This window comes from Virgibacillus sp. MG-45, from assembly GCF_036409425.1.
Classification (GTDB): Bacteria; Bacillota; Bacilli; order Bacillales; family Amphibacillaceae; genus LDC-1.
This window is the reverse complement of the sequence record NZ_JAXOFU010000003.1, coordinates 1-26,630: the sequence shown is the minus strand read 5'-3', so window position 1 is coordinate 26,630 and position 26,630 is coordinate 1. Positions and strand designations below refer to the sequence as shown.

The following is a 26,630-nucleotide window of genomic DNA, read 5'->3' as shown; positions in this document are numbered from 1 at the left end:
CATTGATGTCGATTAAAGCAAATGAAGTATTAGATGCAAAAGGATTGGCGTGCCCCATGCCAATTGTACGTACAAAAAAAGCAATCGCCAGCCTTGAGCCAGGCCAGGTAATTGAAGTGCAAGCAACTGATAAAGGGTCTACGGCTGATATGAAGGCGTGGGCAGAAGGTACAGGACATCAGTATTTAGGAACAGTAGAGGAAGCTGATGTGCTAAAGCATTACTTGCGTAAAGCGAGTGAAGCAGAAGCAAAGGAAGAAATCAAACATCCACATGTGATGGAGTTAGCGGACCTTCGTACAAAGATTGAAGCGGGTGAAGCAGTTGCGCTTTTAGATGTACGAGAACCAGCAGAGTATTCTTTTGGACACATTCCGGGGGCTATTAATATACCTCTAGGGGAACTAGAAGAGCGCTTTGAAGCGTTGGATAAAGATAAAGCGTGGCATGTTATTTGTCGCTCAGGCAATCGTAGTGACCTCGCTGCACAAAAGTTAACAGCTAAAGGGTTTAACAAGGTAACAAATGTCGTACCAGGCATGTCAACTTGGGATGGAGCAGTAGAAAAGGATAACTAACGCAATTGAAAGAAGGGGTTAAGTTTGATGTGGTTTTAATCCCTTCATAGAAAGTCACAAATGGAAAGCAAAACACTCCTTCAAAAAGACTGTTTGAAGGGAACTCGAAACCTCACAATCAAACCACGAACGTTGCGTAATGAATATTAGGAGGAATTTATCAATGGCAAATTCAAAGGTTGCAATTATTGCAGCTAACGGAACATTATTTGATGCATATAAAGTTTTTAATGTAGCAACAGCTGCAGCAGCTTCTGATGCAGAGGTAGGAATCTTCTTTACATTTGAAGGACTGAACCTCATTCATAAGGAAGCACACAAAAATCTACCACTTCCTGAAGGAAAGGAACACTTTCAAGAAGGATTTAAACAAGCGAATGTACCATCAATATCTGAGCTAGTGGAAATCGCACAAGAACTAGGTATTAAAATTATTGCTTGTCAAATGACGATGGACGTTATGAACTTAGAGAAGGATGCATTTATTGATGGCATTGAAGTAGGGGGAGCAGCTACGTTTATTGAGTATGCAAAGGATGCCAATATCACACTATCATTTTAATTAAAGGAGGAGAAACCAGTGGCAAAGATAATGTCGACAAAGGAGCTTGCTACGAAAATTGTAACCGGAGAAGCAACCTTTATCTTAGATGTTCGGAACAAGGATGAATTTGATAACTGGAAAATTGAAGGTGGAAAGGTTGAATTATTGAATGAAGCGTATTTCAACCTTTTAGATGGCGTGGATTCTATTACAGATAAACTACCAAAAGACAAAGACATTATTGTTGTTTGTGCAAAAGGTGGATCATCTGAAATGATCGCGGATATGCTTGAAGAAGCTGGATTCCAAAATGCTTATAGTTTAGAAGGCGGAATGAAAGCGTGGAGTGAACACCTAGAGCCAGTTAAAATCGGTGATTTAAAAGATGGTGGAAGCTTGTATCAATTTGTTCGCCTTGGTAAAGGGTGCTTGTCTTACTTTATTGAATCCAATGGAGAAGCAGCGATTATTGATACGGCTCGAATGATTGATACCTATGAAAGCTTTGCAGCAAAAAAAGGGCTAACAATTAAGCATACAATCGATACGCATTTACATGCGGATCATATTTCAGGCGGACGTCGCTTAGCCGAAAAAGCAGGTGCGACGTATCATTTACCACCAAAGGATGCAACAGAGGTAACGTTTGACTATACACCTGTTGAAGAAGGAAATGATATTACTGTAGGGAAAACAACAGTGAAGGTACAACCAATCTATTCACCAGGGCATACGATTGGAAGCACATCCTTTATTATTGATGATACGTATTTAATCACAGGGGATATTTTATTTGTGAAATCGATCGGACGTCCTGATTTAGCCGGTTTGGCTGAAGATTGGGTGGGAGATCTTCGTAATACACTTTATAGCAAATATAAAGAGCTTTCCGATGACTTAATTGTTCTACCAGCACACTACTCTTTCCCAGAGGAGCTAGGGGAAGGCGGACGTGTCGCTGCTCGTTTAGGTGATTTGTATGCGAAAAATTCTGGCTTGCAGGTAGATGACGAGGATGTATTCCGTAAAATGGTTACGGAAAACCTACCTCCACAACCAAATGCATACCAAGAAATTCGTAAAACGAACATGGGTAAAATTAACCCGGATTTAGATGAACAAAAAGAAATGGAAACTGGACCAAACCGTTGTGCAGTAGAGGGTTAATGGACCTGCGTTGTTAGATAAAACAAAGCGAAACGTATAATCTGAGGAGGATATAGAATGGAAGCAACAAAATTTTTAGATGCCAAAGGCTTAGCATGCCCAATGCCAATCGTAAGAACAAAGAAGGCAATGGAGGACCTTAGCTCTGGTGATGTGTTAGAAATTCATACAACAGATAAAGGCTCAAAGAGTGATTTAACTGCATGGGCGAAATCTGGCGGACATGAAATATTAAAAGAAGAGCAAGAAGCAGATGTATTTAAATTTTGGATTAAAAAAGCATAAATAAAGTGAAGCCCCAATTTTGGGGCCTCTCTTATTTGCATAATGGCCAGAGAGCGGATCGTGGCCATTTCACAGGCAGGAATTAGAAGGGGGAAAACCCAGATGGAATATAGCTTATTATTTATTATCACCATTTTCCTAATTGGATTTATTGGTTCGTTTATATCTGGAATGGTTGGTATTGGTGGATCAATCATTAAATATCCAATGCTGTTATATATTCCAGCAATGCTTGGATTAGCATCCTTTTCTGCCCACGAAGTATCTGGGATTAGTGCGATTCAAGTGTTATTTGCGACAATCGGTGGAGTATGGGCATATCGTAAAGGTGGCTATTTAAACAAAACACTAATCATCTATATGGGGGCAGCTATCCTACTGGGTAGTTTTATTGGTGGCTATGGCTCACAGTTTATGTCAAGTGGTGGCATTAACTTTGTCTACGCAATATTAGCAACAATTGCCGCTGTAATGATGTTCATTCCGAAAAAAGGATTGGATGATATTCCACTTGATCAAGTAACCTTCAATAAGTGGGTTGCTGCTTTCTTTGCTTTAATCGTGGGAATAGGCGCAGGTATTGTTGGGGCGGCAGGAGCATTTATCCTCGTACCAATTATGCTTGTGATTTTAAAAATTCCAACAAGGATGACGATCGCTACATCGCTAGCAATAACATTTATCTCATCCATTGGATCAACAGCAGGAAAAGTATTAACTGGGCAAATATTATATGTTCCAGCAGCAATCATGATTGTAGCCAGTCTCATTGCTTCCCCGTTAGGTGCAAAATTTGGTCAAAAAGTAAATACGAAGTTTTTACAAGTCTTTTTAGCACTCCTTATTTTAGGAACTGCTATTAAAATTTGGCTCGACATTTTTGCTTGATAAAAAAGGTGCGTACACGTAGAGGAGAAGAAGAATGGATATAGTTCAATGGATTATTATTATAGCAGCTGTAGTTTTTATTGCTACACGTTTCATGCCAACAAAAGGTATACAACATATTACAAGCCAAGAAGCGAAAAATAAATTTAAAGATAAGCAAATTCAATTTGTAGATGTTCGAACACCAGGAGAGTACCGTGCGAATCATCGCAAGCCTTTCAAGAACATCCCATTATCCAATTTATCGGCTCAGACAAAGAACTTAGATAAAAGTAAAGAGGTTGTAGTGATTTGTCAAAGCGGGATGCGCAGTATGAAGGCGGCAAAAATCTTGAAAAAGCAAGGCTTTGAAAAGATTAGCAATGTGAAAGGCGGCATGAATGCCTGGATTTAAGAGAGGAAGCAAAAGAAGATGACAAAGAAGATAATGCCGAATGAGGTTGCAAGTCGGCTACAGCGTGGAGAGCAGGTGCACGTTATTGATGTTCGAGAAGCTGGAGAAGTAGCTTTAGGTAAAATTCCAGGCGCAATCCATATCCCGCTAGCACAGTTAGCATTGCGGAAAAATGAATTAGATGCGTCGCTGACTTATGTGGTAACCTGTCAATCTGGAAATCGAAGTAAAGCAGCATGTGGACTTTTGACAGCACTTGGCTATCAGGTCGAGGACATGGTAGGCGGTATGAAGCAGTGGCAAGGGGAACTGGTTTAACCACTGATTTCACGCGTTTAGGAAGGTAACGCAAAATAGAACGACAGCTGTGCACCACGATGCTGGTCGTTCTTTTTCTTTGTTAAAGGGGATGGGTGAGCATGGATAAACAGCGCATCGGAATAAAAGAAAACCTAGGAATCTTTATGCTATTAGTTGTTATTAATTTTTTTGTCGGCTCAATGGTCGGCATGGAGCGCACTATTCTTCCACTGCTTGGTGAAGAAAAGTTTGGTTTAGCTACTACAAGTGCTTCTTTATCATTTATTATTAGCTTTGGATTTTCAAAAGCAATTGTAAATTATTTTGCAGGAAAAATAGCGGACCATTATGGGAGAAAACAGGTGCTTGTGATAGGTTGGGTTTTCGGGTTGTTTGTACCAATACTGATTCTTGGAGCATCCCATTGGTCAACGGTTATTATCGCGAACCTTTTTCTAGGTATAAATCAAGGCCTCGCTTGGTCAATGACAGTAAATATGAAAATTGATTTATCGAAAACCGCACAGAGAGGAACAGCAGTTGGCATAAACGAGTTCGCAGGGTATGCCGGTGTTGCGATTATGGCGGCAGTGTCTGGGTATATCGCAACATCTATTTCCTTGTATCCTTTTCCGTTTTATTTCGGATTAGGACTAGCGGTCGTTGGGCTTATCTTATCTATGTTCGTCAGAGATACAACCGATTTTATAAAAAAAGACCAGACAACAACATTAGATAAAACATTATCTTCTAAGGAAGTATTTAAGCTTACAACATGGAAAAACAAACAGCTAGCTAGCATTAGTGTTGCGGGGATGGCTACAAACTTTAAAGATGGGATGGCGTGGGGGCTATTTCCTATTTATTTCTCTACGGTTGGTTTAACGGTTGGACAAGTTGGAGCAATTATTGCGGTGTATCCGGCTGCTTGGGGATTCTTTCAATTGTTTACAGGAATTTGGAGCGATCGGGTTGGTAGAAAACGGCTTATTACTGGTGGTATGTGGCTGCAAGCAATAGCCTTATTCCTTATTCTAACTGTTAATACATTTTGGTTATGGTTTATGGGGGCTGTTCTGTTAGGAGTCGGGACGGCAATGGTGTATCCAACGTTACAGGCAGCAATAGGTGATATTGTGGCACCAGCTTGGCGAGCTTCTTCGATGGGGGTTTATCGAATGTGGCGTGATAGTGGCTATGCATTCGGAGCGTTGGCAGCAGGTGTAATCGCGGATTTGTTAGGAGTAAGCTGGGCAATTGGACTTGTAGCAATGATACCTTTTTTTGCTGGCCTTCTTGCACAAATACGCTTAAAGGAATCATTGGAATTCTAAGTCACGCTTAAGCGAATTAGCCAATCAAACGTTATTTCTTATTTTGTTCAGCGTTGGTAGCATAATGGAAACATATACCAAACGATGTAATGAATGAAGATGGGATAGAGATAGTTCGGTATGATAAAATACTACTATAGTAAGAAAAGGAGTAGACACCTCCTTTTTTATCTGAAGAAGCTTGAGTTGTTAACTTATTAAAAACAAGCTGGAGGAGATCGCATGTGTAGTTTGATTGCCATACAGCCTTATGTTAAAATTCACCGAGAGGTCAATAGTGTTGAACAAAAGCACGTGGAAGAGCACCGTGTAATTCATTTATATGAAGACCGCATTGAAACGGAACACAGAGCATTTTCTGTAGACGATGTTTGGGATGTATCCTATCGCGAATTTGGTTGGGAAAATGGGCTGCTTTATCTTCATACGAGTAAAGGTGTTTTCTCATATCAAGTTAAGGAATCGCCCCATTCTTTTATAGAAGCTTTCCAACAGAATATTAAAAGCCAATAATGTCACTAGTGCAGATACATTCTTTATGCTGTATATATAATATCCATTACCTGCCTTAGAGCCTCTGATGGTCATTTTCCTCGCGTTTAGTGAAGTGTAGCCCCAAGGATCATCATTTCCTTAGGGCTTTTTCTATTGTGTTTACCGAAGAAGCAGAAACCGAAGTTGTACAAGCATGAGCTACTGTTTTTCTTCGAGTTTATCGAGTGCTACATCAAACTCGTTGCCTGGATCATCTAAATAATACACACGGGCTATCTGCTCTTCTACATGCTGAATAACAACGCGTTTTCCATTATACGTAATATGCTTTAAATCTGGAGAAGCGGCAATTTCCTCTGCTCGTTGTTTATTCATTGTTATTCCACCATCCTTTTAAGGTCCTTGTTCATCTAATCCATTTAAATCAACATTTTGTTCACTATCCATTTCATCCAACGGAAAAACCACTACTGTTGATTGGTCTTGCTGTACTTCCTTTAGAAATACAGGAATTCCATAGTACGAGACATTAATTAAGGTTGGTGTGGCGATAATTTCCTGCGCACGCTTGGCATCCAACTTAGTGACCTCCTTTCACAGAAGGCTATTCTATATTTTTTACTGGATAGAAATGCGTATGCACGGAAGAAAAAGGAACTTAGCTGCATGCTTAGGAATAGTTTTTGAAAGTATTTTTAGGGGTAAATAAACAGTTCAGTCTACATATGATTGGCTTCTCGGTAGTTGAACAGATTTTCTTATAAGCTGCATTATTGATTACCCATTATAAAAAACGATGGTAATGATGAAAAATTACAATATTTGTCACGGTTCTTAGTGCAAATAGAGGAAAGTCTAGAAATGGGAAGGTAAATGTATTAAATCATTCCTTTGATGAGCTCGTAGACTATTATGTTAAAAATATTGATTTTCTATTGGCAATACCGTGTCTTTTCCTCCAAAACGAACCCAATAACCTCGTCATAGAGACCAATCATAATTTTAAACCAATCATCCAAGGTAAGGCATTTCTTCAACAAAAAAAATTCTGGAATGAAAATAAACATTCCGGAATCTTTTTTAAGCATTCTGTATTTTTAGCGTAAACTAATTATCTTTAAGTTCTGTTCTGTTAAGTATTCGATAATGGCAGGCAATGCTTGTAAAACAGGCTTTGTTTCATGGAGCAATATGATCGATCCAGATACATCTGTTTGTTGAATAGCTTGAAGAATTTTATCAGCTTGTCTTGTTCTCCAATCCTCTGGATCATTATTCCATAAAACTACTTTTCCATTGTTGGCTTTAACAAGATTTACTGTCTCTTCATTTTTAGCCCCGTATGGCGGTCGAAATAGAACAACTTTCTCATTGGTTATTTTTTCAATGAGTTTATTGGCATCCAGTAATTCAGCGGATTGCTTGTGCTTGTTCAGTGTTGTAAAATCTTTATGATTCATGGAATGGTTGCCAATTGAATAGCCATTATCATGGACATAGCGCACAGCACTCGGGTGTTTTGAAACATTAAGTCCAGTAAAGAAAAAAGTCCCACCGACTTGATACGATGTTAATGTATCGACGATTTGTTTCGTATAGTTTGAAGGTCCATCATCGAATGTAATTGCAACATAGCCATCAGGTACATTAAAAATAACATCCTGTTTAATTTCAATCGTTGCTGACAAGATCGTTTCTTTTTGTTGATGAGCGGTGTTAACTTCTTCTTTTTGCTGTGGTTCAGTCTCTTCTTCAGAAGTGCTTGCTAATGGTGCTTTATCGACAACGGCTTCATTCACAATTGAATTTGAATCCTTTACTTTAGGTGCCTCCACCGTTAATTCCTTGCTTAAAAATGCGCGGGTAGAAAACCCGAAGACAACCATGACTATCGTGATTAACATGACGACCGCTTTTAAAGAGTGTTTACGAGCTTTTCGCGAGGGAATGGATAAGACTTCTTCCATTTCCGATTTAATATCTCCACGGCTCGGTAACGATAAAAAGGCAGCGTCCTGCAGTGCTTCTTCGGTTTTAATATCCTTCAAATATTGTAATTGCTGTACAAAGGCTTTCGAGCATGGAAAAAGGATACGCTTACTTTCATCGCGAAAGGTTTGCGTTAATATACCTACATGCTGGTTTTTGCTTTCAAGCTTACTTGACTGTAAAGAAATTCGATATTTATAGTGATCATCGGAGTTAATCAAACGCTTCAGATATTCTGCAGTCGTAAGGTCAATCTCCCACATGTATTCTTTTCGTTGATCAATAATTATACAAACACGTAAGTAAGCTTTTTCTGCTGTTATTTCAATGGACAATAGCTCAAGCATTAGAAAATGGAAGAAAGTCATCGTTTTTTGATCTGCTTGTAATTCAGGTTCTTTCTTATCAATCATTACTCATCAGTTGTATCGGAAGCTTTAGCGAACGGTGAGAAAGAAATAGACATTCGCTCTGTAAAATCGTTTATTGTTTTCATGAGCTCTGCTTTTTCCTGATTAATTCTCTCGTATTGCTCCCGATAATTTTGGTTTTCGACTTCAAGACTACGGATGTTTTCTTCCAGTTGCTTAATTTTTATCATGCTTTCATACTGTGAATTTGTCGTCTCTTCATTTAATTTATCGTATTTTGCTTTTGTTTGTTCAAGTTGGCTTGAAAGTTGATCGAAATCGGTTCGAGCTGCGCTTTGATATGATTTATAATCTTCAAGAAGCTGATCATAGCTCATTTGCTTTCTTGTCAGCTTATCTTCCACATCTTCGAGTTCTTCATTCTTTTTCAGTATTAACAAATCGGTCTTTCTTTTGTCTTCTATGTATCGCTGAATCGTTTCATTAGCAGCCCCTACTTGATCCTGTAACTCGTTCACTTTATATAAAATAAGTTGACGGTCCTTCAGCATGTTTTCTAAAGATACTATTAAATCAAGAGATACTTTATCTTGCTTGTCTTTTGAAAGCAAATTGAAAGATTGCGGCTGTGTTGGTGTCTCCACAGTTTCTACTGCTTCATTTGCAGGATCGATATTTTCTTCACTAACACTTCTTTTATCAATCGCTTCAATATGTGCTTCCAAATCTGGTTGGTTTTGACCAGACAGAACATTTTTAAACCAATTTGGCTTTTTTCCATTTTCACTTGCCATCGTATCATCTCCATTTTGTTTTAATAAAAATCCCAATACGTGAGTAAAGTTCTAGTAAATTTAGATTAGTTCGAATGCGGTTTATCTTACTATTATCCTATTATTATTGTAAGTTGTTGTCGAGTAATGTCAATGATAGTTTACTATTGTTTTGTAAATTAAGTCAAAAGTACTTATTTTATGTAAAAAAATAGACAGAATTTAGAGTGAAAAGAATCATTATTTCGCCCGCAGCATAGATTATAAGAAACCGCAAACTACATGGAGGGAAAAGCATGGATATTCTTAATAAGGTGAAGAGCTATCGGGAGGAAGAACAGCAGCTAAAGTGGGAAGGAACGTTTGCGGAGTATCTTCAAATCATAAAACAACGACCAGAAGTTGCCCAGACAGCTCACTCACGTGTGTACAACATGATAAAAAGTGCAGGAGTGAAGGAGAAGGACGGTAGACGTGTATATGATTTCTTTGGGGATGAAATTTTTGGACTTGAGGCCTCTATTGAAAACTTAGTGGAAGAGTATTTTCATCCAGCAGCTAAACGGCTAGATGTTCGGAAGCGGATTCTGTTATTGATGGGGCCAGTAAGTGGAGGTAAATCGACCATTGTAACGATGCTTAAACGGGGGTTAGAACAATATACGAGAACGGACGAAGGTGCTGTTTTTGCAATCAAAGGCTGTCCGATGCATGAAGATCCACTCCATCTCATTCCACATCATTTGCGAGCGGATTTTTATCAGGAGTATGGAATTCGTATTGAAGGCAGCTTGTCTCCATTAAATACAATGCGGTTAGAGAAGGAATATGGAGGCAGAATTGAAGATGTTGAAGTAGAGCGAATTTTTTTGTCCGAGGATAAGCGCGTCGGAATCGGTACCTTTAGTCCTTCTGACCCAAAATCACAGGACATCGCAGACTTAACCGGGAGTATTGATTTTTCTACCATCGCAGATTATGGCTCGGAATCTGATCCACGGGCATATCGATTTGATGGGGAGTTGAATAAGGCGAATCGTGGAATGATGGAATTCCAGGAAATGCTTAAATGCGATGAGAAGTTTCTGTGGCACTTACTTTCCTTAACACAGGAGGGGAATTTCAAAGCAGGTAGATTTGCACTAATCTCAGCAGATGAATTAATTATTGCGCACACGAATGAAGCCGAGTATCGCGCATTTATTTCTAATAAAAAGAATGAGGCGCTTCATTCGCGCATTATTGTAATGCCGATTCCTTATAATCTACGAGTAAGTGAGGAAGAAAGAATTTATAAAAAAATGATTCAACAAAGTGATATGGCCCATGTGCATATTGCACCACATGCATTGCGTGTTGCAGCTATTTTTACTATTTTAACACGCTTACAGGAATCGAAGAAAAACGGCGTCGATATTGTGAAAAAAATGCGTCTCTATGATGGGGAGCATGTAGAAGGCTATAACCAAATCGACGTAGATGAGCTGAAAAAAGAATTTCCTGATGAAGGGATGCACGGTATTGATCCGCGTTATGTAATTAATCGGATATCATCAACGATTATTAGGAAGGACGTTCCAGCTATAAATGCCCTTGATGTGCTTCGTTCCCTGAAGGATGGACTTGATCAGCACCCTTCTATTTCAGCGGAGGATAAAGAAAGGTATATGAATTATATTTCCGTTGCACGTAAGGAGTATGATGAAATAGCGAAAAAAGAAGTACAGAAAGCATTTGTCTATTCTTATGAAGAATCTGCAAAGACGTTGATGGATAATTATCTTGATAATGTAGAAGCGTATTGTAATAAAAATAAACTAAAGGACCCATTAACAGGAGAAGAAATGCAACCAGATGAAAAGCTCATGCGTTCTATTGAAGAACAGATCGGTATTTCAGAAAATGCAAAACGATCCTTTCGAGAAGAAATTCTCATTTCCATTTCGGCTTTTGCAAGAAAAGGAAAAAGCTTTAATTATAATTCTCATGATCGGTTGCGAGAAGCGATTCAGAAAAAGCTTTTCGCCGATTTAAAGGATATCGTAAAAATAACGACTTCTTCTAAAACACCGGATGAACAGCAATTAAAGAAAATTAATGAGGTTGTTGCAAGATTAATTGATGAATATGGTTATAACTCCGTTTCCGCAAATGAGCTGTTGCGATATGTTGGAAGCTTGCTGAATCGATAATGAAAATAACTGACCGCCGTATCCAAAGGATATGGCGGTTCGTTTCTAGGCTGCTATCGGAACTAATCGTTTAAAGCAAACGAACTTGTTCATACTGGCATATAATATTGGAAAGCGGAAATGATGTTGGTTTATAAAATATAGAAGGTGGGGATGGTATGCAGGAGGAGAATGGAAGTTTTGTTGTTTCCAAGGAAGACTGGTCTCTCCATCGAAAAGGGTTTCAGGATCAGCAGCGTCATATGGATAAAGTGAAGGACGCGATGAAAAATAATCTTCCAGATCTCATTACAGAAGAAAGTATTATTTTGTCAAATGGTCGAGATGTCATCAAAATCCCGATTCGTTCTTTAGATGAATATAAAATTCGGTATAACTACGATAAATCAAAGCATGTAGGACAGGGAGATGGAGATAGCCAAGTAGGAGATGTCATCGCACGAGCGCCGAGCAATGAAAGCAAAGGTGCTGGAGGCGCAGGTGAAGGAGAAGGGGGAAACCAGCCAGGCAGTGATTATTATGAAGCAGATGTATCGTTAGCGGAGCTAGAGGAAGAATTGTTTAAATCGTTAGAGCTACCTAATCTCCAAGAAAAAGAAAATGCCGAGGTGACGGTTGAAAAAGTTGAATTTAATGATGTTCGTAAAAAAGGTTTAATGGGAAATGTCGATAAAAAACGAACCATTTTGACAGCATTAAAACGAAATGCAACAGAAGGACGCCCATCGATAACACCGATTTATAATGATGATTTGCGCTTTAAAACGTGGAATGATGTAATTAATCCAGAATCGAATGCAGTTGTATTAGCAATGATGGATACGAGCGCCTCGATGGGGCCGTTTGCTAAGTATCTCGCAAGAAGCTTCTTTTTCTGGACGACACGCTTTTTACGTTCGAAATATCAATCTGTGGAAATTGTCTTTATTGCCCATCATACGGAAGCGAAGGTTGTGTCAGAGGAAGACTTTTTTGCCAAAGGAGAAAGCGGTGGAACGATATGCTCCTCTGCCTACAAAAAAGCATTGGAGTTAATTGAGGAAAAATATACGCCTTCCCGTTATAATATTTATCCTTTTCATTTTTCAGATGGAGAAAATTTTACCTCTGATAACTCGAAAAGCTTAGAGCTAGTGCATGAAATTTTACAGGTGGCCAATATGTTTGGCTATGGCGAAGTAAACACTTATAATCGCTACTCCATCCTAATGAAAACGTTCCAAGAAATTGACGATCCAAAATTTAGACGGCATATTTTAAAAGAAAAGCGCGATGTGTATGAAGCAATGAAAGCATTTTTTAGAAAAGAAAAGGTGCACGTATAGGACTAAATAAGCGCATTTGAATCAAGTCGGCCTCAACAAACTCGGAAAAGAAAGCTTTTCCGAGTTTGTTTTTCGACGTACAGGACGTAGCGGCTTTAGTCTGCCGTTCTCAATGGACTAGGAACGCTTTGGTAACGAAGCCTCGCATAAAGAAAAAGTGATCTTCTAATTCTCACTCTTGTCGCTTTACTATTATGATTCTAGGGAAATCCGATAAACACCTCGATCCGTAGTAAGGAGAAATTGTTCTCCATCAAACTCATATAACGATGTGTCTTCTAGTGGGATTTCATAGCTTGCGTCTGGTAGCGGCTGATAGCCTTGTGATGACTGAATTTCACCTTCTCCATTTAAGATAAGTGTATGCATTGCTTCATACTGATCCAATCTACGTGTATGGCTTTCATAGGCAATATCTGTCAGGTTCATATGAATTTCGTCCTTATCGGTTAGTTCGATTTTTTCAATTTTTATATGCTTCCCATTCCATTGTTTAAGCTGTTGATCTAGTTGTTCAATCGATAAAAATTGGTGTTCCATCATAATCCCTCCTCCTATTAGATTCTCCTTTAAAAAAGGAAACATACCGAAATTGTTTGATTTCAATCGTCTTTATCTCATTGCGAAGTGCTCCAGTTTATACGTTGCTAACCGGTTGCTTGCGCTTTTCTTATTGAAATCAAGGTCAACATTCTAGTCCTGTTTCATAAACTATAGAAAGGAATTCTGGAGGGATCACATTGACAGATACAAAGGAGCTCGAGCAGGCAATTGGCGAAATAACAGAAATCGCATCAGGCTTTGGATTAGATTTTTATCCAATGCGCTATGAAGTGTGTCCTGCGGAAATTATCTACACATTTGGCGCTTATGGCATGCCTACTCGATTCACACATTGGAGCTTTGGAAAGCAATTTCATAAGATGAAGCTACATTATGACCTTGGATTAAGCCAAATTTATGAGTTAGTTATTAATTCAAATCCATGCTATGCATTTTTGCTGGATACAAACACGTTGATTCAAAATAAGTTAATTATTGCGCATGTCCTAGCGCATTGTGATTTTTTCAAAAACAATGTCCGATTTTCCAATACGAGGCGTGATATGGTAGAAAGTATGACAGCGACGGCAGAGCGAATTGCCCATTATGAACTAGTCCATGGCAAGGAGGAGGTAGAACGCTTTCTAGACGCCGTATTATCCATTCAAGAACACATCGACCCGTCCATCACAAGACCGCAATTACAGCGTGAAGCATGGGATGAAGTGGAGCCGGAGGAGAAGAAGGTAACACCATATGACGATTTATGGAAGCTAGATCAAAAAGCAACCGATCAAAAGCCGAAAAAGCAAAAACGGCGTCACATTCCTCCACAACCAGAAAAGGATTTATTATTATTTATTGAACAATATAGTCAGGAGCTTGAAGACTGGCAATGTGATATTTTAACGATGATGCGTGAAGAAATGCTTTATTTCTGGCCGCAGCTCGAAACAAAAATCATGAACGAAGGCTGGGCTTCCTACTGGCATCAACGCATCCTGCGTGAGATGGATTTAACCCCTGATGAAGTGGTTGAATTCGCCAAATTAAATGCGAATGTCGTGCAGCCATCGAAAAAGCAAATTAATCCGTATTATTTAGGGCTAAAAATATTTGAGGATATTGAGGCGCGCTATAATGAACCAACAAAAGAGATGCAAGAGCGCGGTGTTGAGCAAGGATCTGGACGTGAAAAGATATTTGAAGTGCGTGAGATTGATTCCGATATTTCCTTTATCCGCAATTATTTAACAAAGGAGCTTGTAGCACGCGAAGATTTGTATTTGTTTGAGAAGCAAGGGAATATGTATCGCATTACCGATAAGGATTATACACATGTTCGAGATCAGCTTGTTTCCATGCGTGTGAATGGGGGATTTCCCTATATCGTCGTCGTTGATGGGGATTATATGCGGAATGGAGAGCTTTATTTAGAGCATCGCTACGAGGGAATGGAGCTAGATCTTAGTTATTTAGAAAAGGTGTTGCCATACATTTATCAGCTGTGGGGGCGCGTCGTTCATCTGGAAACGCATGTAGAAGGCAGGTCTGTGCAGTTCACGTATGATGGACATAAAATGAATCGCCAGCTTTTATCCAGTAAGTAACTTGATATGAACACGCCCACTTTAAAAAGGTTCATTTAAAACGAGGAGCAGGTTTTTTCCTGCTCCTCTTTGACAAATCCTTTATTCCTCATTGATTTTAGGGTATTTTGCAGCGGCTTCCTCGGGAATTGCAATGCGAAAAGTTTCCACTTCATTAATATAGGAAAATAATAAATTGCTTAACGTAAAGTGTAAGGTATTTGCTTTTTCGACAAATGCTCGGTCATAGCTAATGTCTACAAATGAACTGCTGCGATAGACTGAATCTACCTGACTTGGGTTGACCCGTTCTCCTTTTTCGTTTGCGGTTTGTAAGGTCATTGGGATATCCTCTTCTTGGTGAAACGGATAAGCAGGCATAATTTGCTCTATAAGCTCCACTTTACTTTTTCCGGTCGTATCGAATTTGAACGATACGTCTAAACCAGATTCTTTATAAACAAAGGAATGAACGGAGAGTGCTTTATTTTTCACTTCAAATAGCTTTTCTTCCTTTTTAGCGGTATAAGGGAGTTCCTTCGTTGCCACGATATCGTTATAGTCCGATACATCAACAGAAAATTGCATTGATTCGTCACTTTGAAGATCCAGCGTGTGGATATCTACATCCGCTTCCTCAGCTCTCGATAATAGTGGAGAGAAGAATAACTGTACGTGATTATTGTCCATTCGGTAGTTATACCGAACATCATAACTGAAAATATGACTATTATTCAGATTGCGCAAGTTAGCATGGATATAATTTACCGTCATATTAGCTGGCTTTTCAATTGTTCCATGTACGATTATTTCTGATAAGCCTAAATCAAGCGACTCTAAATGAAAAGTAACGTCTTCACGAGTGAGTGATTGATTAATGGCGATTTTTTCAATATGCTGCTGTTTCCGATCAAAAAAAATCGGAAATTCGACATCCGCCGCTTCCATACTCCTACCAAAATAATCAATGAAGATATCCGTGACAATTAATTCATCTCGTTTTACCATTGGCGCTTCATCCTGTGAAATCGATCCACGCAACACCCCGTATAATCGATCTTCAAAAACAACACCAAGCTCATCTCCAAATCGTGAGAAAAAATCAAAGGAACTATTCATGCTTTCTTCTGAGAGAAAATCAATGGTTAGGAATTCGTTAGATACAAACTGTTCCTCTGGTACGTCAATACTATAGTAAACCAATGTTTCTATCGAATTAGACCAGGTCTTTTCAATGGTAAGCGAAACATTTTCGGCTAGTTGATAGGTTTGATTAGAAGGCGCAACTTGTCCTGCTTGCTCTGCCTCGCGTAGTCCAGCAGTTGTAGAATAGAAAAAATCATCCACTTGTTTTCTAGAGTTTACTTTACTAAACAATAATTCCACTTGTTGATTTTCATGTTGGTATGTACCTTGCTCTTCGACAATCGTCTCTTCTTGTTCTTCTGGTTGTTCTTCTTTCTTAGAAGCATTATCAGCAGGGTTTTCTAGCATGAGTTTCATGGCAACGAATAGTAAAACAAGTGCACCAATGCCAACAAGGGCTTTTGATCTGGCTATCCTTGTTGTTTGTTTTTGCTGGCGATTTTTTTCGATGAAGCGATCAAAATCTGCCTTCGTAAAATAGGCTTCATTTCCAAGAAAGCTATAGAAGTCATCTTTCGTTAATTGATCCATGGCAATTGCTTTCTCGTCCACAAGTGCAAGCTGTTTTTCTGCTGCTTCCAGCTTTAGGTTAACTATTTTACTTACTTCAGTTAAATTAAAACGATATATGTAATGCAGGAGAATAATAGCTCGTTTCATCGGTGAGAGCTCCAATATTTCCTTTACGTCTTTTTGCTGTTGTGTAAAGACAGGAGGAAACGGAATGGAGGATGAAGCTTGCTTTTCATTGGAGAGGATTCGTTGCTGTATAGGGAGCCGTTGAGCTTGTTTACACTGCTTGAAAGCAATTTGAAAAATGACGGAACGAAAGGAAGCGGAAAAGTCTTGTTTCTGTAGTTTTTTAAACGCTACTTGTACTGTCTCTTGGAATATCGCTTCCATTTTTCCTTTGTTTCCAACATATGTATAAATAAATCGTTTGACGTCTTCGCCAATAGGCTCTAATTGCTTGAAAAAAAAGGCTTCTTCGAGATTCATTTCATGTAACAACGGATATTCACCTCTTTATTTCTTTAAGGTTTAATGGATAATCATGTAGATTTCTTAGCTGTTTGAAGTTTCACATAATTATAACATACACTATTTTGAATCGTAATACAGAAAAAGCCCCCAACAAATCGTTAAAGCTGTTTGAGGGGAGCTCTTGTCATCTCTATTATGTTTGTTTTCGCCTTTTTTGAGGCTTTCCTAACAATACTACCTTGGCTTTTTCACGGCTTTGTTTATTTCCAAGGACGAATAACGTATCTTCATCTTGAAGGATCGTGCTTCCTGTCGGGGTAAGTAGCTTGTCTTCCCGAATCACACCGATAATAAGTGTATTAGTTGGAAGCTCTAAATCGGTTAATGATGTATTCACTGCAGGGGAGCTATCGGTAATGGTTACCTCCATTATTTCTGAATCGGTTTTTCCAAGGTTGATTAATTCAAAGCTAGAGGTTCGATTTTCTTTTCGATCACTTGTCAGCTTTAATTTTGCCGCGAGCCATGATAATGTGCTTCCTTGCACTAAAGCGGAAATGAGCACAACGAAAAACACCGCATTAAAGATTAGCTGACTGCTTTCAACCCCTGCAATAATTGGATAGGTGGCTAGAACGATTGGAACAGCTCCTTTTAATCCAGCCCATGAGATAAATAACTTTTCCTTCACATGGTATTTAGAAAATAGCATGCAAATAAATACAGCTGCTGGGCGAGCGATTAACGTGAGAATAGCTGCGAGAATAATTCCTTGCCAGAAAACATGAATTAACTGATTCGGAAAAACGAGTAATCCTAAGATAATAAACATTACGATTTGCATCATCCATGCAAAGCCTTCATTGAAACGTAAAATCGAAAAGCGATGCATTAAATCGCTATTCCCCACAAAGATTGCCATGACATAAACAGCGAGTAAGCCACTTCCATTTAAATAATCGGTAAGTGCGTACGTGAAGATGGCAGCACTCATCGCTAATACAGGATAAAGTCCTGCAGTATCGAGTTTAATATTGTTAATGATAAAGATAGTCGTTTTACCTAATATAACACCTAATACAAGACCGAGTATCATTTGAAGAAAGAAAAAACCAATGGTATCCCAGACCGATGTCGAAGGAACTTGAATCATTTCAATCAATGCAATCGTTAAAAATACGGCCATTGGATCGTTTGAGCCTGATTCAGCTTCTAATGTTGCCGTGAGCTTTTTCTTAATATTTTTATTCCCAAGCACAGCAAAAACAGCAGCAGCATCTGTTGATCCAACGATGGCTCCAAATAACAATCCTTCTAATAAGGAAAGCTGCAATATATAGGTGGCGGCGATTCCAGTAATAACCGTTGTTAACAATACGCCTAGTGTTGCTAAAATTCCTGCGGTACCGACAACAGGACGCATATTTTCCCATTTGGTTTGTGTTCCACCATCAAATAAAATGATAATTAAAGCCATAATCCCAACAAATTGAGCAAAGGAAGCATTGTCAAAATATATGAATCTATTTAAAACCATTCCAGCTACTAAGAATAATACGAGTGAAGGTAAACCTAAGCGAGAAGAGAATCGAGCGGCAAGCACACCAATGATTAGCATGGTAGCAAATAAAAATATTAAAGTCCCAGTCTCCAAATGAATTACTCCTTTAAATGGATTACTTACTCTTATTTTACCTTTTTCATAGGAAAAGTCACAATGAAAGTAACTCCGTACGTAAATGATTTTTGCGTGGGATCGTAAAATCGCTACAATTTTACAGCCGAGTAGTTTATTATGGATAATATGAATACAATAAAATGAAACGTATATTAAAATGAATAATTTGCATCGATATTGCGATGATTAAGGAAGGTCGTTTATGTCCGAACAACATATTACACGTCTACATATAAATGATAAAGAATATATTCTAGTAGGAACTGCACACGTATCGAAGCATAGTGCGGATGAAGTAAAGGAAATAATCGAAAAAGAAAGGCCGGACACCGTTTGTGTGGAGCTTGATGATCAAAGATATCAATCGATTCGAGAAGGAAACAGGTGGAAGGATACCGATATTTTTCAAATCATTAAGGATAAGAAAGCAACCTTGCTATTAATGAATTTAGCGATATCGTCCTTTCAAAGAAGAATGGCAAAGCAATTTGGCATTAGTCCTGGACAGGAAATGATTCAAGGCATTGATTCAGCCGAGCAAATTGGTGCCGATTTAGTGCTCGCGGATCGTAATATTCAGATTACCTTTTCACGTATTTGGGGCAATCTTGGCTGGAAAGGAAAGGCGATGCTCCTAACACAGGTAGTGGCGGGTATTTTTAGTAGAGAAACTATTTCTGAAGAAGAGCTGGAAAAAATGAAATCACAGGATATGATTGACTCCATGCTTCAGGAGTTTACGACGCATTTTCCGAGACTAAAAACACCGTTAATTGATGAACGCGATCAGTATCTGGCGCAAAAAATAAAAGAAGCGCCAGGTAATAAAGTTGTTGCTGTGCTCGGTGCTGCGCATGTTCCAGGGATTACAAAGCAAATCCATCATTCACATGATTTAGAGCGCTTGTCAGAGCTTCCGCCTAAATCGAAGCTTCCTAAAATTATTGGTTGGTCGATTCCAATCTTTATTTTGGCAATTATTGCGTACACATTTTTCGCAAATCCAACAGCAGGTATACAGCAGACAATAAGTTGGATTTTATGGAATGGGTCCTTTTCCGCGATTGGTACGGCACTTGCTTTTGGTCATCCACTCGCTGTGTTAACGGCTTTTTTGGCAGCTCCATTAACATCGCTTAACCCACTGCTTGCTGCAGGATGGTTTGCCGGCTTTGTGCAAGCGTATATGCGCCGTCCAAGTGTTAAAGACTTTGATACATTATCAGAAGATGTTTTTAGCTTAAAGGGTTTTTGGAACAATAAGGTTACGCGTGTGCTCTTAGTTGTTGTGCTAGCGAACGTTGGAAGCTCGATCGGAACATTTATTGGTGGAGCTGATGTTATCCGTTTATTTATTCAAAACTTGTGATCGCTCTTTTTTGTAACAAAACATCATATGTGATATAATTAACATGAAAATAAAAGTGCTTCAAAGGGGAGTAGCATTGGAGTGGCTAGCCCATTCCAAAATAAAGTCGTCATTACATGGAGATTCTCCATCGGCTTTATTAAACATGAACTTGTTCAGCGAGACCTTTGCCGATATGGTAAAGATCTCGCTTTTTTTAAAATAGGATATAAATGAAAGGAAGGGATCGTATGAATTTATTTATGGGGGATATGCCGTTGTTCATAAAAAGGGAGCTTGAAAAGTTAAATGAAACGATTGCTCCATTGGCGAAGAAAGCTTCTAAATATGCGCTGTGGTCCTTGCCATTAATTAGTGTTTCTGTTGTTAACCTTATCTTTTTATTGTTTTTCATGCCAGAAAGCTCAAATGTCGTAAGTCTTGTTGTATTTGCGGTGCTTGGAGCGGTAGGCTTTGCTTTGTCGAAGGAAGCAAAGTATCATAAAAAAGAAATTCATAAGCAAAGCAGAGACTATATGATCAAGCGGATTACTAGCAGTGATGCTGCCCCTGAACATTCCAAAGATAAATATGTTGCGCTTGTAAAAGGGCAACCAGTGCAAGCGATGCAACATTTTGTGAAGTTTTTAGAGGAAGAAAATCGCATGGATACCATTTATTAATTACTAATATGTCGCCCTAGCTTTTATAAGCTAGGGTTTTTTGTTGTTTAAGAAAGTTGTAAATATGCTTTCGCTTACCTATTTACTTTTTTAGCGAATGGGTCTAATATACTTAGGGACACGAAGTATTGTGTAATTGAATATTAAAGGTAGGGAATAGCGTGGCCTTTTTTCATGAATGGTCAAATCAGTTTAAATCGTATAATCAAAATATTAAATTAGCAATCGCTGCGAATATCTTTTCCCAAATTGGAATGGGAATGTTTATGGTTATTTATAACTTTTATATTCGGGCGCTTGGTTTAAATCAGGATGTAAATGGGCAAGTTATTGCGCTTACTGCACTAGCAACAGCAATTATTCTTGTGCCAGCAGGGATTATGAGTGATCGCCTAGGTAGAAAACGGGTCATGCTATTTGGCATATTTGGATCCGGTATTATTTTAATTCTACGCAGTGTTGTTGAGCCTACATCGTTATTACTTGCGACAGGATTTGCAACTGGTATTTTTACGGCATTTCTTCAAGTATCGACGATTCCGTGGCTAGCTGAAAATTCAAATCCGAAGCAACGGGTGCATCTTTTTAGCTTACATGCAGCATTGATAACAGCTGCTAATGTCATTGGAAGCATACTTGGTGGTGTATTAACAGATCTGTTTTCATTGGTCACCACGGAATTAATGAGTATACGTATCACCTTAATTATTGGTAGTGTGTTCTATTTAGTTGCTTTTTTCCCAATTACAAAAATGGTAGAAAGAAGACCAGTGAAACAAAAGGATGCGAATGTAAAAGTTGCTCCGGTGTTATTTTTCAAAGCAAATAAGGCTGGTATTAAAATTATTGCCCTTTTTGCATTAGCACAGCTATTAATAGGCTTTGGAAGTGGGCTCGTTATTCCTTATTTAAACTTATATTTTGCAGATCGCTTTCAGGCCTCTAATTCCATGATCGGTGTTATTATTTCTCTAGGGCAGGCAGCAACTGCAGTAGCAATGTTTATTGGTCCGCTCGTTGTGCAAAGGGTTGGGGAAGTCCGTGCAGTTGTTTATTTACAGCTTTCATCCTTGCCATTCCTGCTCTTAACTGCCTTTACGCAAAATTTATGGCTAGCAGGGCTCGGTTTTTTATTTCGTCAGGCATTAATGAATGCAGGTAACCCGATTCAAGCTTCCCTCATGATGTCGAAGGTTGATGATTCGATGAAGGGACTTGCTAATTCAGTGAATCAAATGGTATTCCAGCTCGGGTGGGCATTTATGGGGCCAGTTTCCACAACGATTGTATTACATTATGGCGCTTATTGGGGCTATGCACATATCTTTTCGATTACGGCCTGCTTATACTTGGTCGGTTCGTTATATTTTTTCTTTGTATTCCGGAAGCTAAAGACAGACAGTTAAGAAGAATAATATGCAGCACACGGACAATGAATGCGATTGTCCGTTTTTTGTTTTATCCATTGCATTTAATAAACAAGGATATAGAGTCGAACGATTGACAGCTTCTCATGAATATGGTATTTAATGTATTGGGTTAGCACTCTGTGATAGAGAGTGCTAAAATGGAAACGAGCCCTCAATAAAGAAAGGAGATATTACATTGGCTAAAAAACAATTTAAAGCAGAATCGAAGCGTTTGCTCGAAATGATGATTAATTCGATTTATTCACAGAAGGAAGTGTTCTTAAGAGAACTTATATCGAATGCGAGCGACGCGATAGATAAAATTTATTATAAGGCTTTGACAGATGATTCATTAATCTTTAATAAGGATGATTACTATATAAAAATTGTATCGGACAAGGAAAACCGAACATTAACAATTAAAGATACAGGTATTGGGATGACAAAGGAAGAGCTAGAAAGCAATCTAGGTGTAATCGCCAAAAGTGGTTCTTTAGCTTTTAAAAACGAAAATGAAAGCAAAGACGGTCACGATATAATTGGGCAGTTTGGGGTTGGATTTTATGCGGCCTTCATGGTTGCTGATGTTGTAACAGTGTATAGTCGAGCGCTTGGCAGTGAAGAAGGCTATAAGTGGGAGTCAAAGGGAGCAGACGGCTATACGATTACTGCCCATGAAAAGCAGGATGTCGGAACAGAAATTATTTTAAAAATCATGGAAAACAACGAAGATGAAAATTATGATGATTATTTAGATGAATATCGACTTCAGGAAATCATTAAAAAGTACTCTGATTTCATTCGCTACCCAATTAAAATGGACGTAACGAAAAGCAAGCCAAAAGAAGAAGGAAGCGAAGACTATGTGGACTTCGTTGAAGAAGAAACGATTAACAGCATGGTGCCGATTTGGAGAAAGAATAAGGATGAACTGACAGATGCGGATTATGCGCATTTTTACCAGGAAAAGCGCTATGGCTTTGATAAGCCATTAAAGCATATCCATATAAAAGTAGACGGAAATATACGCTATAATGCAATCTTGTTTATTCCTGAAAGCACCCCGTACGATTACTATACTGCGGAATATGAAAAAGGTCTGGAGCTCTACTCCAATGGTGTATTAATCATGGAGAAAAGTCCGGAGCTATTACCGGATTACTTTAGCTTTGTAAAAGGAATGGTAGATTCTGAGGATCTCTCCTTAAATATCTCGCGTGAAATGCTGCAGCATGACCGTCAGCTAAAGCTAATTGCTAAAAATATAACGAAAAAAATTAAGCAACAGCTACTACAGCTTCTTCGAGATGAGCGAGAAAGCTATGAAACATTTTATCAATCCTTTGGTCGCCAGCTAAAGTATGGGGTGTATAGTGAGTTTGGTGCGAATAAGGAAACGCTACAGGATTTGCTGCTTTTCTACTCTTCGACGGAAAAGAAATTAGTTTCCCTCGACGAATATGTTTCTAGAATGCCAGAAGAACAAAAATATATTTATTATGCTGCCGGTGAATCAAATGACCGTATTGAGAAGCTGCCACAAACAGAGCTTGTTGCGGATAAAGGATACGAGATTTTATACTTTACCGACGAAGTAGATGAGTTTGCCATTAAAATGCTAATGCAATATAAGGACAAGGAATTCCGTTCCGTATCTAGTGGAGATTTAGGCATTGACATGTCAGAGGAAAATAAAAAAGCAGAAGCGGAAGCAGATGCACAAAAGGATTTATTTGCCGAAATGAAAAAGCTGCTTGATGGCAAGGTGAAGGAAGTAAAAGTATCCAAACGTCTAAAGTCGCATCCTGTTTGTCTTTCAACCGATGGAGAAATTTCATTGGAAATGGAGAAAGTACTGAATGCGATGCCAAATAACCAACAGGTTAAAGCGGATAAAGTATTGGAAATCAATATTGACCATGAGGTATATCAATCATTGAAAACGGCCTTTGAGAAGGATAAAGAAAAATTTGCTTTGTATACTGGTTTGCTTTACAACCAAGCATTGCTCATTGAAGGGCTACCAGTAGTTGATCCAGTAGAATTTACAAATGATATTTGTAAAGTAATGGTGTAAAAGCACTTTCTAAATAAAGCTGCCTATAAGTCTTCAGTGGACTTAGTGGGTGGCTTTTTTCTTTTAGTGAGTAAAATGAAACAAAGTACGAGATTCTTTTCGTCTAACTTTAAAGGAGGCATCATCATGAAACACAATCTTTTTAAATTGTCGTTTTTATTAATTGTTGTGATGTTAATAGCCGTAGGGTGCAAGCTGGAGGGGGAACAAAAGGAACCGCCTCACATGCAAGTAAAGATTAATGAAATAACAATTGAGGCACAGCGAGGTTCATATAAATGGCAATATGGAAATCAACATGTTGTCGCTGATGCTGCGGCTCCTTTTCAAATCGCTGCTAACATGGATGCTGTCGTCGTTCCTGCAGGTGAATCTGCCAGCATTCTGTTTACCGATCAATCTGAACCGGAAATAGAAGCCTATCTATGGGAAGAGACGCGTTCGGGAACGCTTGAGGTGGATCAGAATGAATTAACACTCCCAGTGGAAACGGGTACTCATATTATTGAAGTGTTTGCTACATGGAAAGCAGGAGAAGCATCCTATACCTTTGTCGTGCTTGTTCAGTAAAATAGAAAATCGGTCCCGCTTGACTCTCACCACTGTAAATCAAACTTCACATTGAATTTACAGAAGCTTCACAGTGGGATGGTACAATAAGAATGGGTATATTGTACTATTCGGGAGGGCGGAAGGTGACTAAAAAGAATAAAGTACAAGACAAAAAGAGTAAGGCAATTAAACGTGCTTCGAATTATACGAAAAAGCATCTATCTATACGGATGCGCTTGCTCATTCTTTTTACTTTATCGATTATCTTATCTGTCGGAATCGTTGGAGCTGTATATTATACTAAAGCAAAAACGCTGACAGTTGAAAAAGTGGAGAATCGATTAGTTCGAGAAGTAGAGTTGATGGGACACATTGCAGAAAATCTAAAGTTTTTATATGTCAGTGATGAAGCTTATTTTATGCAGGAGCTAGAAAGGAACATTCGCTCCCAACAGGAAAAATTAAAAACAGAAGGGATGACCTCTTCTTATTATTCGATCTCCAATAAAAAGGCGACCCCATTTTTGGTAAATAATCAAGAAGCACCAAAACTTCCTAATTCGATTATAAATAAAATAACAGAGGCTGGAGCTGGTATTCTACATGCCCAAATAGGTGAGAAGGATTATACGTTTGCATTTCGGAAAATGGCAGATGTTAATGGGATATACGTGCTTGCCGTTCCCACTCATACATATATGCAAGCGATAAATGATATGGCCCGATTTACATTTTTCATCGCCACAGGATTAATCGTTTTGGCAACGGTAGTTGTTGTGTTTTTTGTTCGAAGTATGACAACGCCTTTAGCACAGCTTCAAAAGACGATGCGAGGAGTTCTTGAGGGAAAATGGACGCTACCTGAAAAGGTTGATACGACAATCCCAGAAATTACGTCATTGTACACAAGCTATACAGCCATGGTGCATAGTATTCGAGAGATGCTAACCGAATTAAAGGATACGACGATACAGCTGGAGAACAAGGGAAGTGCATTACAACAATCATCAACAACTACCCTAGCTTCAAGTAATGATTTAGTGGAAGCAGTTAAGGCGGTAAAAGAAGGAGCAGAGCAAACTGCAAGCAGCTCTGAATCATCCATCACATCCTTTCACTCTATGCATAGAAAGCTGTTAGAAATGACGGCAAATATGGAGGAAGTTTCACAGAGCCAGGAAATAATGGCACAGACTGCAGCTGCTGGAGAAAGAAAAACAACTGATTTAATTCGAACGGTTGAAACATATGAGTACGATTTTGGTCAATTAAAAGCTGTTATACAGCAAGTTAGTGCGGATGCAGCAGCGATTAAGAAATTCGTTGTCGTTATTCATAAAATGGCGGAACAAACGGACTTATTAGCCCTGAACGCATCAATTGAAGCGGCTAGAGCAGGGGAAGCAGGAAAAGGGTTTGCGGTAGTAGCAAATGAGGTGAGAAAGCTTGCAGAGCATTCGAGACATGCAGCCAATAATATTACCAATTCGATTGCATCAATGGGGGAAATTACTAGTAAGGCGACAAGTGAGTTCACGCTAATGCATACTAAAACAATGGGGACGCTTCAGTTGTCAAGGGAAACAAAAATTTCTATCGAAAACATGATGGAAGATGTTTCGGCTGTGAGCACTCGGATGAGTGGGATGCGTGAAGAGCTCCAACAGATACATCAACAGCTTCCAGAGCTAGAATTGGCAACAGATCGTGTATCAGCTATTTCTCAAGAGACCTTAGCAAGTGTGGAAGAAATGCTGATAATCAGTGATACGCAAATAAAGCAAATGAGTGAAACACATCATATTGGAATAGAGCTTCGAGATCTATCAGAGGCATTGCATCATCATTCGCAGCGATTTGTATTAGAAGAATAAAAACGATCCAGTAAAGTGAAATACAGGCATGCGAATACTTAAAAAAGGCTCGATTATTGTACTGAACCCATAAAGTTAGACTAAATTATTAAGCAGATAATTGGCTGGTTTG

At 38.8% G+C, this 26,630-nt stretch carries 25 protein-coding genes; 18 read left to right on the top strand and 7 right to left on the bottom strand.

The window, feature by feature from the left end; all coding sequences use genetic code 11:
• Positions 1-5: 5 nt before the first annotated feature.
• The 9 genes from SPK86_RS04290 (at position 6) to SPK86_RS04250 (ending at position 6,003) form a co-directional block, all read left to right on the top strand.
• Positions 6-578: a sulfurtransferase TusA family protein gene (locus SPK86_RS04290; protein WP_284140555.1), complete on the top strand. Its 573-nt coding sequence runs from the start codon at positions 6-8 to the stop codon at positions 576-578.
• 163 nt (positions 579-741) lie between these two features.
• The gene (locus tag SPK86_RS04285) at positions 742-1,140 is read left to right on the top strand and encodes a DsrE/DsrF/DrsH-like family protein (protein WP_284140556.1); all 399 of its coding nucleotides are present in this window, start codon (positions 742-744) and stop codon (positions 1,138-1,140) included.
• 30 nt (positions 1,141-1,170) lie between these two features.
• Positions 1,171-2,289, top strand: a complete 1,119-nt coding sequence (locus tag SPK86_RS04280) for an MBL fold metallo-hydrolase (protein ID WP_443089756.1) — start codon at positions 1,171-1,173, stop codon at positions 2,287-2,289.
• A 57-nt stretch (positions 2,290-2,346) separates the two neighbouring features.
• Positions 2,347-2,574, top strand: a complete 228-nt coding sequence (locus tag SPK86_RS04275) for a sulfurtransferase TusA family protein (protein ID WP_284140558.1) — start codon at positions 2,347-2,349, stop codon at positions 2,572-2,574.
• Between the two features lie 102 nt (positions 2,575-2,676).
• Positions 2,677-3,462, top strand: coding sequence for a sulfite exporter TauE/SafE family protein (locus SPK86_RS04270; protein ID WP_284140559.1), 786 nt, complete (start codon positions 2,677-2,679; stop codon positions 3,460-3,462).
• A gap of 34 nt (positions 3,463-3,496) precedes the next feature.
• Positions 3,497-3,856 (top strand): rhodanese-like domain-containing protein, encoded by a 360-nt coding sequence (locus tag SPK86_RS04265; protein ID WP_284140560.1) that lies wholly within the window; start codon positions 3,497-3,499, stop codon positions 3,854-3,856.
• A gap of 18 nt (positions 3,857-3,874) precedes the next feature.
• Positions 3,875-4,174 carry a rhodanese-like domain-containing protein gene (locus SPK86_RS04260; protein ID WP_284140561.1) on the top strand — a complete coding sequence of 100 codons (300 nt, stop codon included), beginning with the start codon at positions 3,875-3,877 and terminating at the stop codon, positions 4,172-4,174.
• A 101-nt stretch (positions 4,175-4,275) separates the two neighbouring features.
• A complete protein-coding gene (locus SPK86_RS04255; protein WP_284140562.1) occupies positions 4,276-5,490 on the top strand; it encodes an MFS transporter in 1,215 nt (404 codons plus the stop codon).
• A 222-nt stretch (positions 5,491-5,712) separates the two neighbouring features.
• Positions 5,713-6,003, top strand: a complete 291-nt coding sequence (locus SPK86_RS04250; RefSeq protein WP_284140563.1) for a hypothetical protein — start codon at positions 5,713-5,715, stop codon at positions 6,001-6,003.
• 180 nt (positions 6,004-6,183) lie between these two features.
• On the opposite strand, the gene SPK86_RS04245 is transcribed toward SPK86_RS04250, so the two are convergent.
• The 4 genes from SPK86_RS04245 to SPK86_RS04230 form a co-directional block, all read right to left on the bottom strand.
• A complete protein-coding gene (locus tag SPK86_RS04245) occupies positions 6,184-6,360 on the bottom strand; it encodes an H-type small acid-soluble spore protein (RefSeq protein WP_330948711.1) in 177 nt (58 codons plus the stop codon).
• 18 nt (positions 6,361-6,378) lie between these two features.
• A complete protein-coding gene (locus SPK86_RS04240) occupies positions 6,379-6,564 on the bottom strand; it encodes an H-type small acid-soluble spore protein (RefSeq protein ID WP_330948710.1) in 186 nt (61 codons plus the stop codon).
• Between the two features lie 518 nt (positions 6,565-7,082).
• The gene (locus SPK86_RS04235) at positions 7,083-8,387 is read right to left on the bottom strand and encodes a polysaccharide deacetylase family protein (RefSeq protein WP_330948709.1); all 1,305 of its coding nucleotides are present in this window, start codon (positions 8,385-8,387) and stop codon (positions 7,083-7,085) included.
• Positions 8,387-9,139, bottom strand: a complete 753-nt coding sequence (locus SPK86_RS04230; RefSeq protein WP_284140567.1) for a hypothetical protein — start codon at positions 9,137-9,139, stop codon at positions 8,387-8,389. The genes SPK86_RS04235 and SPK86_RS04230 overlap by 1 nt, the downstream gene beginning before the upstream one ends.
• Positions 9,140-9,414: 275 nt before the next feature.
• On the opposite strand from SPK86_RS04230, the gene SPK86_RS04225 reads away from it, so the two are divergent.
• Positions 9,415-11,310: a PrkA family serine protein kinase gene (locus tag SPK86_RS04225; protein ID WP_330948708.1), complete on the top strand. Its 1,896-nt coding sequence runs from the start codon at positions 9,415-9,417 to the stop codon at positions 11,308-11,310.
• Positions 11,311-11,468: 158 nt separating this feature from the next.
• Complete coding sequence (gene yhbH / locus SPK86_RS04220; RefSeq protein WP_330948707.1) at positions 11,469-12,635, top strand: sporulation protein YhbH; 1,167 nt, start codon at positions 11,469-11,471, stop codon at positions 12,633-12,635.
• Positions 12,636-12,827: 192 nt separating this feature from the next.
• Here yhbH and SPK86_RS04215 read toward each other — a convergent pair whose 3' ends face one another.
• On the bottom strand, positions 12,828-13,178 hold the full coding sequence (locus tag SPK86_RS04215; RefSeq protein ID WP_330948706.1) for a hypothetical protein: 351 nt from the start codon (positions 13,176-13,178) through the stop codon (positions 12,828-12,830).
• A gap of 197 nt (positions 13,179-13,375) precedes the next feature.
• On the opposite strand from SPK86_RS04215, the gene SPK86_RS04210 reads away from it, so the two are divergent.
• Complete coding sequence (locus SPK86_RS04210; protein ID WP_284140571.1) at positions 13,376-14,788, top strand: SpoVR family protein; 1,413 nt, start codon at positions 13,376-13,378, stop codon at positions 14,786-14,788.
• Between the two features lie 81 nt (positions 14,789-14,869).
• Here the strand turns inward: SPK86_RS04210 and SPK86_RS04205 are convergent, their stop codons facing one another.
• Together SPK86_RS04205 and SPK86_RS04200 are read right to left on the bottom strand one after the other, a co-directional pair.
• Entirely contained in the window at positions 14,870-16,924 is a 2,055-nt protein-coding gene (locus tag SPK86_RS04205) for an RNA polymerase sigma factor (protein ID WP_330948705.1), read from the bottom strand.
• Between the two features lie 166 nt (positions 16,925-17,090).
• Positions 17,091-18,551, bottom strand: coding sequence for a potassium/proton antiporter (locus tag SPK86_RS04200; RefSeq protein ID WP_330948704.1), 1,461 nt, complete (start codon positions 18,549-18,551; stop codon positions 17,091-17,093).
• A gap of 226 nt (positions 18,552-18,777) precedes the next feature.
• Between SPK86_RS04200 and SPK86_RS04195 the strand changes: the two genes are divergently transcribed.
• The 6 genes from SPK86_RS04195 (at position 18,778) to SPK86_RS04170 (ending at position 26,518) form a co-directional block, all read left to right on the top strand.
• Complete coding sequence (locus SPK86_RS04195; protein ID WP_330948703.1) at positions 18,778-19,944, top strand: TraB/GumN family protein; 1,167 nt, start codon at positions 18,778-18,780, stop codon at positions 19,942-19,944.
• A gap of 230 nt (positions 19,945-20,174) precedes the next feature.
• Positions 20,175-20,606 (top strand): DUF5392 family protein, encoded by a 432-nt coding sequence (locus tag SPK86_RS04190; protein ID WP_330948702.1) that lies wholly within the window; start codon positions 20,175-20,177, stop codon positions 20,604-20,606.
• Positions 20,607-20,767: 161 nt separating this feature from the next.
• Positions 20,768-22,012 (top strand): MFS transporter, encoded by a 1,245-nt coding sequence (locus SPK86_RS04185; protein WP_284140576.1) that lies wholly within the window; start codon positions 20,768-20,770, stop codon positions 22,010-22,012.
• 199 nt (positions 22,013-22,211) lie between these two features.
• Positions 22,212-24,092, top strand: coding sequence for a molecular chaperone HtpG (gene htpG, locus SPK86_RS04180; RefSeq protein WP_330948701.1), 1,881 nt, complete (start codon positions 22,212-22,214; stop codon positions 24,090-24,092).
• A 126-nt stretch (positions 24,093-24,218) separates the two neighbouring features.
• Positions 24,219-24,662: a hypothetical protein gene (locus SPK86_RS04175; protein ID WP_330948700.1), complete on the top strand. Its 444-nt coding sequence runs from the start codon at positions 24,219-24,221 to the stop codon at positions 24,660-24,662.
• A 125-nt stretch (positions 24,663-24,787) separates the two neighbouring features.
• A complete protein-coding gene (locus SPK86_RS04170; RefSeq protein ID WP_330948699.1) occupies positions 24,788-26,518 on the top strand; it encodes a methyl-accepting chemotaxis protein in 1,731 nt (576 codons plus the stop codon).
• The last annotated feature ends 112 nt before the right edge of the window (positions 26,519-26,630 follow it).

Excerpts from the sequence above, each read along its gene's own strand:
- SPK86_RS04225 (WP_330948708.1), top strand. The coding sequence starts at position 9,415 with ATGGATATTCTTAATAAGGTGAAGAGCTATCGGGAGGAAGAACAGCAG.
- SPK86_RS04235 (WP_330948709.1), bottom strand. The coding sequence starts at position 8,387 with ATGATTGATAAGAAAGAACCTGAATTACAAGCAGATCAAAAAACGATG.
- SPK86_RS04190 (WP_330948702.1), top strand. The coding sequence starts at position 20,175 with ATGAATTTATTTATGGGGGATATGCCGTTGTTCATAAAAAGGGAGCTT.
- SPK86_RS04260 (WP_284140561.1), top strand. The coding sequence starts at position 3,875 with ATGACAAAGAAGATAATGCCGAATGAGGTTGCAAGTCGGCTACAGCGT.
- SPK86_RS04290 (WP_284140555.1), top strand. The coding sequence starts at position 6 with ATGTCGATTAAAGCAAATGAAGTATTAGATGCAAAAGGATTGGCGTGC.
- SPK86_RS04275 (WP_284140558.1), top strand. The coding sequence starts at position 2,347 with ATGGAAGCAACAAAATTTTTAGATGCCAAAGGCTTAGCATGCCCAATG.
- SPK86_RS04175 (WP_330948700.1), top strand. The coding sequence starts at position 24,219 with ATGAAACACAATCTTTTTAAATTGTCGTTTTTATTAATTGTTGTGATG.
- SPK86_RS04245 (WP_330948711.1), bottom strand. The coding sequence starts at position 6,360 with ATGAATAAACAACGAGCAGAGGAAATTGCCGCTTCTCCAGATTTAAAG.
- SPK86_RS04255 (WP_284140562.1), top strand. The coding sequence starts at position 4,276 with ATGGATAAACAGCGCATCGGAATAAAAGAAAACCTAGGAATCTTTATG.
- SPK86_RS04250 (WP_284140563.1), top strand. The coding sequence starts at position 5,713 with ATGTGTAGTTTGATTGCCATACAGCCTTATGTTAAAATTCACCGAGAG.
- SPK86_RS04230 (WP_284140567.1), bottom strand. The coding sequence starts at position 9,139 with ATGGCAAGTGAAAATGGAAAAAAGCCAAATTGGTTTAAAAATGTTCTG.
- SPK86_RS04280 (WP_443089756.1), top strand. The coding sequence starts at position 1,171 with ATGTCGACAAAGGAGCTTGCTACGAAAATTGTAACCGGAGAAGCAACC.
- SPK86_RS04265 (WP_284140560.1), top strand. The coding sequence starts at position 3,497 with ATGGATATAGTTCAATGGATTATTATTATAGCAGCTGTAGTTTTTATT.
- yhbH (WP_330948707.1), top strand. The coding sequence starts at position 11,469 with ATGCAGGAGGAGAATGGAAGTTTTGTTGTTTCCAAGGAAGACTGGTCT.
- SPK86_RS04195 (WP_330948703.1), top strand. The coding sequence starts at position 18,778 with ATGTCCGAACAACATATTACACGTCTACATATAAATGATAAAGAATAT.
- SPK86_RS04270 (WP_284140559.1), top strand. The coding sequence starts at position 2,677 with ATGGAATATAGCTTATTATTTATTATCACCATTTTCCTAATTGGATTT.
- SPK86_RS04285 (WP_284140556.1), top strand. The coding sequence starts at position 742 with ATGGCAAATTCAAAGGTTGCAATTATTGCAGCTAACGGAACATTATTT.
- SPK86_RS04215 (WP_330948706.1), bottom strand. The coding sequence starts at position 13,178 with ATGATGGAACACCAATTTTTATCGATTGAACAACTAGATCAACAGCTT.